General features: G+C 32.4%; 11 protein-coding genes and 1 pseudogene. 2 read left to right on the plus strand and 10 right to left on the minus strand.

Translation table 11 applies throughout. The features are described from left to right. Positions 1-71 precede the first annotated feature (71 nt). A pseudogene (locus tag ABDZ91_RS14260) lies at positions 72-344 on the minus strand (dihydrofolate reductase family protein); the annotation flags it as partial. Positions 345-452: 108 nt separating this feature from the next. Beyond that, positions 453-749, minus strand: a complete 297-nt coding sequence (locus tag ABDZ91_RS14265) for a hypothetical protein (RefSeq protein WP_343800061.1) — start codon at positions 747-749, stop codon at positions 453-455. A 303-nt stretch (positions 750-1052) separates the two neighbouring features. On the opposite strand from ABDZ91_RS14265, the gene ABDZ91_RS14270 reads away from it, so the two are divergent. Continuing rightward, on the plus strand, positions 1053-1370 hold the full coding sequence (locus tag ABDZ91_RS14270) for a hypothetical protein (protein ID WP_343800062.1): 318 nt from the start codon (positions 1053-1055) through the stop codon (positions 1368-1370). Positions 1371-1494: 124 nt separating this feature from the next. Here ABDZ91_RS14270 and ABDZ91_RS14275 read toward each other — a convergent pair whose 3' ends face one another. The 8 genes from ABDZ91_RS14275 to ABDZ91_RS14300 all read right to left on the minus strand — a co-directional run bounded on the left by ABDZ91_RS14275 (position 1495) and on the right by ABDZ91_RS14300 (position 7139). Then, a complete protein-coding gene (locus ABDZ91_RS14275) occupies positions 1495-2490 on the minus strand; it encodes a phosphotransferase enzyme family protein (protein ID WP_343800064.1) in 996 nt (331 codons plus the stop codon). A 281-nt stretch (positions 2491-2771) separates the two neighbouring features. After that, positions 2772-3272, minus strand: a complete 501-nt coding sequence (locus ABDZ91_RS14280; RefSeq protein ID WP_343800066.1) for a hypothetical protein — start codon at positions 3270-3272, stop codon at positions 2772-2774. A 125-nt stretch (positions 3273-3397) separates the two neighbouring features. Beyond that, a complete protein-coding gene (locus ABDZ91_RS14285) occupies positions 3398-4210 on the minus strand; it encodes a TIM barrel protein (RefSeq protein ID WP_343800068.1) in 813 nt (270 codons plus the stop codon). Continuing rightward, entirely contained in the window at positions 4207-4890 is a 684-nt protein-coding gene (locus tag ABDZ91_RS14290) for an HAD family hydrolase (RefSeq protein WP_343800076.1), read from the minus strand. Before ABDZ91_RS14290 ends, ABDZ91_RS14285 begins: the two co-directional genes overlap by 4 nt. A 373-nt stretch (positions 4891-5263) precedes the next feature. After that, the gene (locus ABDZ91_RS21980) at positions 5264-5485 is read right to left on the minus strand and encodes a DUF2711 family protein (protein ID WP_425541838.1); all 222 of its coding nucleotides are present in this window, start codon (positions 5483-5485) and stop codon (positions 5264-5266) included. Positions 5486-5504: 19 nt separating this feature from the next. Next, the gene (locus ABDZ91_RS21985) at positions 5505-6002 is read right to left on the minus strand and encodes a YrvL family regulatory protein (RefSeq protein ID WP_425541837.1); all 498 of its coding nucleotides are present in this window, start codon (positions 6000-6002) and stop codon (positions 5505-5507) included. Between the two features lie 269 nt (positions 6003-6271). Next, positions 6272-6835, minus strand: coding sequence for a DUF2812 domain-containing protein (locus tag ABDZ91_RS14295; protein WP_343800070.1), 564 nt, complete (start codon positions 6833-6835; stop codon positions 6272-6274). Beyond that, positions 6822-7139, minus strand: a complete 318-nt coding sequence (locus ABDZ91_RS14300; protein ID WP_343800072.1) for a PadR family transcriptional regulator — start codon at positions 7137-7139, stop codon at positions 6822-6824. The genes ABDZ91_RS14295 and ABDZ91_RS14300 overlap by 14 nt, the downstream gene beginning before the upstream one ends. 432 nt (positions 7140-7571) lie before the next feature. Between ABDZ91_RS14300 and ABDZ91_RS14305 the strand changes: the two genes are divergently transcribed. Further along, on the plus strand, positions 7572-8654 hold the full coding sequence (locus ABDZ91_RS14305; RefSeq protein ID WP_343800074.1) for an NAD(P)H-dependent flavin oxidoreductase: 1083 nt from the start codon (positions 7572-7574) through the stop codon (positions 8652-8654). Positions 8655-9071 lie beyond the last annotated feature (417 nt).

A 9071-nucleotide genomic window follows, 5' to 3' on the forward strand; every position in this document is an offset into this window, starting at 1 on the left:
ATATATAGGTAATATGTGGTAAACGCAAGGCGTTGTCTGGTAAATTCTTTGTCATTAGGTGGTAAAAACTATGTCAGAGATGGTACATTTCGATGGCCGTAATCAACCAATTCCCAAATTTCTTTTTCTGTATCAGATACATTAGAATCAGGATTATACTGCCCCCATAAATCATAACTTTTTCTTCCATATAAAATAGTATCTATTTGACTTAAGAAATTATTGAACTCCATATCAGGATCCATAATACACCAATCTACTTCCCCTTTTGGTCCTTCAATAAATCCATCTAAAGTAACTGCTAAATCTAATAGTATTTTTCTCGGTTCTTGGTTCTTAACCATAATTCATCCTCCTTATGTTAGCGAACATTGAAAACAATACCTTCATTATATGTAGCTTGATCTGTTAGTAAGAAACTTCAACAAAAAAACGTTAACTAGTAAAAATAATTATTCTCCTAGCATAAACCCAATCACTTTGTTTCTATTAAGATCAACAAGTATAACTGGTGTACTAGCCAAAACGTTTTCTTTATCTTCAAAAGAAACAGAGAACACCTCTTTACCTTCATAACTTGTATTTAATAACTCATAATCTCCATTAACTATGATTTTAGTGACTGTTGCACTATTCCAATCTTCCTTGGCACTATCACTCCAACCTTTTTCTTTTATGAAGTTCCAAGCAGTTTTTCTAATGCTTGAATAATTGTCTCCAACGTCACTTTCTATATTTGTACAACCCATTATTAAAGCCATTAAAAAAAATGTACAGTAAATGATAAAAGTTTAAATCTGTTCATATCAGCCTCCTATATTAGTAGTCGAACTAAATATAATAAGGTTACATTATTTAACTAAACTGCTAAAGCTTACGTAATTTTATATAGTTTTTTAATAAACATAGATTACTTAGAGGAAAACCCCTTGTCTTAATAGAATATATCTATGAATAAAGGAGGAATGTGTTATGAGTATAACAATTGAATTTTTAGAGGTATTTAACAACTAGACTTATATTTAAAGGTGGAGATTTCAATAGGAATATCAATGGTTGATATTAAAGTATCTAAGGAAAAAAATGATTTTAAAGAGCGTGAACTAAAATTATTGGAAGTACTATTATTAAACTTGGCAGCACAAGCGAATGCCCAAACCATTAAAGAGGGTATGGCTATGAATCCATTAGAACGAAAAGAGAATGAATTATATAGCTATCAATTTGCTTGGCAAAAAGCTATAACCGAACATCAATATGATGAATTTATGGAAGCTGTTAGTAGAAGATATAATCAAGCATTTAAAATGTCGGAAATCAGCGACGTTAATATAGGTTTTCTTGAAAATTCCTATTTGCAAACAAAGTAAACGTGGGACTGCTTCTGGCAGTCCTTTTGTTGTGGCAATATTTTTTCCTCTTTTTTCACGGTTTTGCTACGTTAGTACAGCTAGATTAAGTGAATTATTACTACCACCAACTGGGTAAAGCCTTTTATTCTATTGTTAATATAAATGACTTCTTATCCAGTAAAGATAGACAATATTCTTGAGCGACGTATGGGATTCTTCTCTGTATCCATTCATGGTATTTTGGGTTATTTATATGGAAGCCAAATGCACCGAAAATCCCCAAAATAAATCCTGCACTTATCATTTGTTCATCCGCATCATCAATATCTCTTAATGATTTATATCCCTCTAAAACTTTCTTTCTAAGTTTTGTACTAAAGGAAGCAAGGGTAAGACCGATATCGAAAAGAAAATACCCATAACCTGAAAAACCAAAGTCAATGGGAATAACAGTATTCTTATGTACGATAATATTGCCACCTTGAAGATCTGCGTGAATGATACCCCAATTATCACGAGTCTTGCGCAAATCAGTAAAAACTGATTTTATATACTTCCTAGTATCTACAATTATGTCAAAGTGTTCGGAGGTGAATAAATTCTTTTGAATACCATATTGTAATCTCTCCGTTAAATCAGTGTACTTTTCCATATCATAGACCGGTCTAGTAAATGGTTGAGGAATAGTCCATTGGCTAGAAAAGTTATGCAATCGAGCTAATACACTCCCCACTTCATAGGCCAGTTCATCAGAGTTCAACTCATTTCCTGTGTAGGCTTCTCCTTCTACCCATGTAAGAAGGGTTGCTAATGAGCATATATTATTCGTTGAATCAATGATGGTGGAAACGAAACTTCCTAGCTTATTTTTTATGGGCTTTTGTATATGTAAACTGATCTGTTCGGCTATATTATCTAGCAATTCCATTTCTGCTTTTAAACCTTCAAGGGTATGCTGCACTCCTCGTAAATTAGGAGTAATAGGAATATGAATCCTTAGTAAATAGCTTTTATTATCGATGTAGTCTGTTATCTTTAGCGTAATGTTTTCATTATGTCTAATAAAGACAGAATTATATTTATATATACCGTACTGACTGAGAGCATTTTCAATCAGGTTTTTGTATTGGTTGTCCAAAGGTTTTCTCCTCATTTTAATGATATTGGTGTTACCCATTTTCATATCTCACTCGGTTAGCTCAACTTTAGAGCGGAAATAAGAGCTCAAATTGGACTGTATGTTATTTTTTTCTTCCTATATAAAGCAGCATTAAATACATAAGAAAACCCACATTACTTGTTTAATTAGCTTCCTCCCTCTTTAAATAAACATTAACATAATATTCCAAATTAAAGTACCTAACATCCCAAAAAATAAAAAAAAGGTCGTATCTATGGACGACCTTTCTGCAACAAAAACTATTCATAACCCCCGTTTGACTCTGGGAGCTTCTTGTACTCTTCTTTATTTGCCATTAGATTATGAATGAAGTCTTCCAGTTTTATCAAATTAAGTACGTCTTCGGGATAGTTACAATAACTTTTATAAGAATAGGATTTCGTTTCACCATTCATTTGTATCGTCCAATTTGAAATAGATTCAGGTTCCGACCCACATTCCTTTTCTTTTTCTAAATCTAATTCGCCCATTATGTCAATAGCAATCATTTTGTTGTATATTTCTTTCATCTCAACATCGGTAAAAGCAATTTCAGCTTCTACTGTACCAACAAGGACAAGATCCTTTATTACGATATCATTGAATGTATCTATAACTTGTTTTCCGTACGTACTGTATTTCAGACTGAAATTAAAATCACTTGGCATTCCTTTATTATCTCCGGATGACGCCTCATTAGAACATGCGGTAATCAAAGAAGATAAGAATATCAGGATAAAAACTAGCACTCTCTTACCCATAAAATCACCCCTTATGTAATGAGACGGTGGTACGAAAAATAAGTTTCTTAAGACCTCTTCCTCACATGTCTGAACCTTTAGTACAATTACTTTAAAAACTAATGACCTCTTCAACTAAAATAAGCTCACAAAGTTTTAATCCACTCATACCCACCTTGGACAAATTCCTTTTTTGGATTACTGTGTGGTGTATGTTCAAAAATAAAATTAACTTTTTCACATTGCTTTAAGAATTTTATTATGTGTTCAATTTTATACTGAGTCCCGTTTGTTTCATGACTAGGGTGCACTGGAATCCATATATATCTGTTGTTCTGAAAAGCTACATTATGTAAATGCACAACTCCTATATGTTTTTTCCACTTTTTTAAATATGTAAGTATTTGATCTCCTGTTGCCAATAAATAATCTCCAATATCTATGCATAATTTAATAGAATATTTGGCCCATAATTTTTCTGGAAACTGATCTAAATAGTCAATTCCTATCGGAGATTTCTTTGGTCCCAATTTAGGTTCACAAATAAAAGGTATAGAGTATTTTTCTTGCAATAAACTTAATCGCTGAAGACCTCTTTCGATTAAAAAGTTTACATTCTCCTTTTTGTCTTCATTTAAAAAATACGGAAAATGAACCAGAATATATTCCGCACCTAAACGTGACAAGCGCTCTGCTTCACGTTCTAGGCTTTCCCATGCATTTTCAGGTTCAACATTGACTTTCTGAATTAAATCATATTTACTTCCACTCCGGAAAAGAGGAGAATGGACACCAAATGGGACCTCTTTTTCTTTCCTTAGTTCTGAAAATGCTTGAAATGCTGCTTCATCAGGAAATTCACCAATTTCAATTAAGTCAATATCTTTCCAAAATAATTCTTCAAAACGATTGGGGTCTGATAAAATCGTGCTTCCTGAAACGCCATATTTATGACTCATCCTATTTCTCCTTTATCAACTGCCCAGTTCATTATTTCTAATAATCTATCAAAGGAATTGATCTCTGCATATGGCTTTATCTCGGTATCATTTTTGATCATATGAGGATTGAACCAAATGCCCTTTATATTGGCATTTTGACAACCACCAATATCCTTTTCTATATCATCTCCAACGAATAATGCATCTTCCGGCTGGACATTAAGCTTATTTAATGCTAAATCAAATATACGTTTGTCAGGTTTACTAAATCCAACTTCTTCAGAAATAATAATAATATCAAAACAATCATCTAAATTAGTGTTAATGATTTTTGCTTTCTGTCTTTGAGTTGAACCGTTTGTTATAATGGCAACCTTCACTTGCCTCTTTATAGTATTTACGATATCTATAATATTTGGGTTTATGGAAAAACAAGCAGGAAAGTGATCATTCCAAAATTCTTGAATAGAATTCCGTGGCAGTCTATTATTCGGTGGAAATTCATCAAAAAATGATTCCAAAACTTTAGTTTTATCACCATCACCATAGCTTCTTTTATCATATTCCTTGAACCTTTGCAGCATTTCAGTTATGGCTGAATGTGTAACATCCTCATAACATCTTTCTAAAATCATAAAAAACATTCGATCTACTGCCTTATCCCTATTAAGTAATGTATCATCTAGATCAAATAGCATTGCTTTGCAAGATTCCAAGTTATTTCGAACCCTCCTTCTTGACTCCTATTTTTTATTGTTCTTATCTTTTTCCAACTGAATTGTCCCGATTATAATAAAGTAGATCACGCTTAACATTTGAAGAGTAAACTGGAAATATATCCATTTATAATTTGGTTCAACACTCGATGAAAGACTAAAGTAAAGATAGAGTAATGAAAATATAAAACAAATAATCCCGCCAAATAATAAGATATACCCTCTCATTAAAGTCACTCCTTGTTTCGTTAACGAGCAGACTTCCTCAACAACCCTGAACTAATATAACAATAACTTCCACAAAAAAAGCGTTAATCCTTTAATTAGATCAACGCCCCCGTTAGCAATGCCTTCTTTATCTCCATAAGAAATAATTAGCGTCTTCCCAAACTAATGAAGTATCTTCGTCAAAGATAATTCCTTTAAGCCGTGTTGCAGCTAATATTTCTCTCCAATTTTGTTTGGCAAAGAAAACCGCAGAAACTTCATCAAAATAACAAGTAAACAAAAAGTCTTCATTTTCATCGCTAATCATAATAATTTCAGAACATATAGAGATAATCGTTTCTATTGTTATATCTTATAACTATAAACCGCTATGTTTTATTACGCTTCGTATTTTTATCATCAAAAGCTATTTCAATAGTAAATAGAAATAGGGCGATCAGGATTTTTATGGAAAACGGAATAGTGATACTGCTCATAAATTCATCGATTGTAAATAATAAGAGCAAAGAAAAAGTGCAGTAAATGATCATTCGTGTGAAAAACAACTTCAGTTTTCCTGATATGAAATGTGTGGATAACCTAACAAAGACGTCAGAAAATATATCAGTCACGAAACCTGCGAGGAAGTAGGATAAAACAAATATTAAAAGCGAATAAAAAGAATCATATTTCACTCCTAATAAACTAAATATCCCTGCAAACCCAAAATAAAAAATCCCTAAGACCAATGAAACAGAAAAAATAACAAGAAATATGATTGCCGTGATCACAATTACCTTTGTAAATAATTTTATGTCTCGAAAAGAACTATTATCACTCACCCAATTCTCCCCTCTCCCCAAAGCGATACTCCGTGAAATGCTCATCTTCGTTTAGACCGTTAGTACTCTATAAAAAATATCCTTGACTCAATAAAAAACAAATTGGTGATAATTAACATTATACACGAAGCCTTCATGTGTTTTTTGTAGAGTTGCACTAAGTATTACAATTCGTAAACTCAATCTTATAAATGAGTTGTCCATGCAAAATAAAAGACGCCTTCTTTTTAAAGAGAAGCGTCCGATTGTAGTATAAAATTATCCCCTATTACTTCTTTAAGTTAAAATAGTTTATACTTACCTTTCTAGGATTATTATTCTTTTAGCATTGAATACTTCCTTAAAGCTTTATAGAAGCTGCCACCCAACAAAATAGCCAATAGTGCGGGAGTTAACTTCAAAAGGACAAATGGAGTTTCAAATATAAATGCTTTCCAGAATAATGCACCTTTCATACCCCAAAGACCTTCATGATATAATGCAGAATCCTTGTAGAGCATAAAAGAATAAGCCAAACACAGCATACTCAACCAAAATGAATAACTCATTAATCTTTTATAATATTGCCCCTTTGATTGGCGATCCGAGAAGATTTCATTTTGATTATCATCTTCTTTTTGCCAATACCGTATTCCACTAAACCAGGACCCCTTTATATAGTTCCAACCGAAATCCTCATATATCATTTTGTATTCCACGAAATTCTTCTTAGGTAAATAATCTTGATAATCAAGTCGCATAACATATCTCTTGTCAGTTTTTTCGAAAGTGTATATTCCGAATCCACTTATATTTGTACATCGATAGCCTTTTTGTAATTGCTCGTTCAGCCATTGTTCTTCTTTTTCAATATTAAAAAATACCTTATACCTCTTCATTTGATTCACTTCCTTCATACAAGGATAGAATATGCAATAACCTTTCTTGTTCCATTTTCAAAATGTCACTTCCTTCTGTAGTTATCATATAAATCTTTCTTCTACCTGAATTTCCAACTTCTTCAATCCAGCCATGTTTATTCAAGTTTTCAATCGCACCGTATAATGTCCCTGCTGCTAAACTAACGGTACCATTACTTATTTTTTCTATCTTTTGCATTGCAGCATAGCCGTGAAGTGGCTCACGTAGAGCTAATAAAATATAATGCATGGTTTCAGACAGCGGCAATAATTTATGTTTCATACTCTCACCTTCCTATTCAGCTCGACTATATAGTTCAACTTAATAATAATTTATTACAGTTCAACTGAATAGTCAACAGCAATTTTAAAATTCATCGAGGAACTTAAAGTAGAACCTTATAATTAGCTAAAAATCCAATAATTTAATTGTGTCCGAATTTTTCTAATAATGCTACTATTTATATGTAACATTTTACGGAAGGAGTGATTTCGTTGTCTAAAAGCACAAAAGAAAAAGCTATTGTTAAAGATAATAAGCGCACCATTCAATATTGTTTGGTATCTATTTAATAGTAAATGGTTTTTTTCTCACAAATTTAATCTATGGGGAATGGAAGGTTTGCATATATTTTAAAACTCTTTAATTAGGGCATCCTTGCTTGATATGGAATTTAAATTCAGGGAAATCTTACGCAAAAGATGAGGGATATACATGTTAAATAATGAAATGACAGCAAAATTAAAAATAAAATATCCAATTATACAGGCTCCAATGGCAGGTGGAGTCACAACTTCTGAATTAGTCTCTGAGGTTTCAAATAGTGGTGGTCTAGGAATGATAGGTGCAGGTTATATGACCCCTATTCAAATTAGAAAGCAAATAAGAGAGTTAAAGACCCTAACCTCAAATCCTTTTGGTATAAATCTATTTGTACCCAATGAGTTTGAGGTTATAAATGATGACATTCAATCAGCTAATCGGTTATTAAACCCTATTCGTGAACAACTAAATTTACCTCCAAAAGATCGTTTAGAAATTCCTGATTTTACTACTGTCTATGAAACATTTATTGAACAAGTGAAGGTGGTAATTGAAGAAAATGTCCCGATCTGTTCTTTTACATTTGGCATTCCATCAAAAAAAGTGATTTCTGAGTTGAAAAAATCTGACATAATACTAATAGGAACAGCAACGACTGTTAGAGAAGCAGTTGAAAATGAGAAAGCAGGAATGGATATTGTTGTTGTTCAAGGTAGTGAAGCAGGTGGACATCGAGGGAACTTTATAGATAATGATTACAAAGACAATTTAGTCGGTTCAATGTCTTTAATTCCACAGGTCGTTGACAATGTAAGTATACCAGTCATAGCTGCTGGAGGAATTATGGATGGACGAGGATTGATGGCTTCAATCTGCTTAGGTGCAAAGGGTGTACAAATGGGGACAGCTTTCTTGACTTGTATTGAAAGTGGAGCAAATAAAGCACATAAAGATACAATTCTGAATGTTACGGAGGAAGATACAAGATTAACTCGCTCATTTTCAGGTAAATGGGCAAGAGGAATAACAAATAATTTCATTTTGGGTATGCAGACCCACGAATCATATTTACCTGAATTCCCCGTTCAGAACACATTAACCCAGGATATTAGAAAAGTCGCAGCTTCAAAGAATAATAAAGAATTTATGTCACTCTGGTCTGGCCAAAGCCCCAGATTAGCTAAACAGCAAACTGTTAAAAAATTAATAAATAATATAATGTCAGATGCAGAAAAAATAAAAACAAATATGTGATTAAGGAGCAAAATTTGCTCCTTTTTATAATTGCATTTTTAATCAGTTGAGTAGAAGACTGACCGTTATATTCCCCCATCCAACGAGAATAAGTTATAGGATAATTTATTAGTCTTAAGTATTTACTTTTATATGGCGAAAATTATAAATCAACTACAGAGATCTGTTGTTTTGGCTGGTGTTCCTTAAATTATATTATGCAATCCAAAATGCTGTTTATTGGGGTATATTTTCGGCATAAAAGTAGGGATGGAATACCAGCTGAATTCTCTATAGTCAACCCTATTTAGATTAAACACTTGTTAAACAAACGCACCCGTTAATCAAAAACTTAATATTCCGACATTAAACTAACTATCAATGTGATATATACCAAATGAAGATACTTTATTATTTTTAAATTCAAACCACAGATTA

The sequence above is a fragment of the Bacillus carboniphilus genome (assembly GCF_039522365.1).
GTDB lineage: Bacteria > Bacillota > Bacilli > Bacillales > JC228 > Bacillus_BF > Bacillus_BF carboniphilus.

Excerpts from the sequence above, each read along its gene's own strand:
- ABDZ91_RS14285 (WP_343800068.1), bottom strand. The coding sequence starts at position 4,210 with ATGAGTCATAAATATGGCGTTTCAGGAAGCACGATTTTATCAGACCCC.
- ABDZ91_RS14295 (WP_343800070.1), bottom strand. The coding sequence starts at position 6,835 with ATGAAGAGGTATAAGGTATTTTTTAATATTGAAAAAGAAGAACAATGG.
- ABDZ91_RS14290 (WP_343800076.1), bottom strand. The coding sequence starts at position 4,890 with ATGCTATTTGATCTAGATGATACATTACTTAATAGGGATAAGGCAGTA.
- ABDZ91_RS14265 (WP_343800061.1), bottom strand. The coding sequence starts at position 749 with ATGGGTTGTACAAATATAGAAAGTGACGTTGGAGACAATTATTCAAGC.
- ABDZ91_RS14280 (WP_343800066.1), bottom strand. The coding sequence starts at position 3,272 with ATGGGTAAGAGAGTGCTAGTTTTTATCCTGATATTCTTATCTTCTTTG.
- ABDZ91_RS14300 (WP_343800072.1), bottom strand. The coding sequence starts at position 7,139 with ATGAAACATAAATTATTGCCGCTGTCTGAAACCATGCATTATATTTTA.
- ABDZ91_RS14305 (WP_343800074.1), top strand. The coding sequence starts at position 7,572 with ATGTTAAATAATGAAATGACAGCAAAATTAAAAATAAAATATCCAATT.
- ABDZ91_RS14270 (WP_343800062.1), top strand. The coding sequence starts at position 1,053 with ATGGTTGATATTAAAGTATCTAAGGAAAAAAATGATTTTAAAGAGCGT.
- ABDZ91_RS21985 (WP_425541837.1), bottom strand. The coding sequence starts at position 6,002 with ATGAGCATTTCACGGAGTATCGCTTTGGGGAGAGGGGAGAATTGGGTG.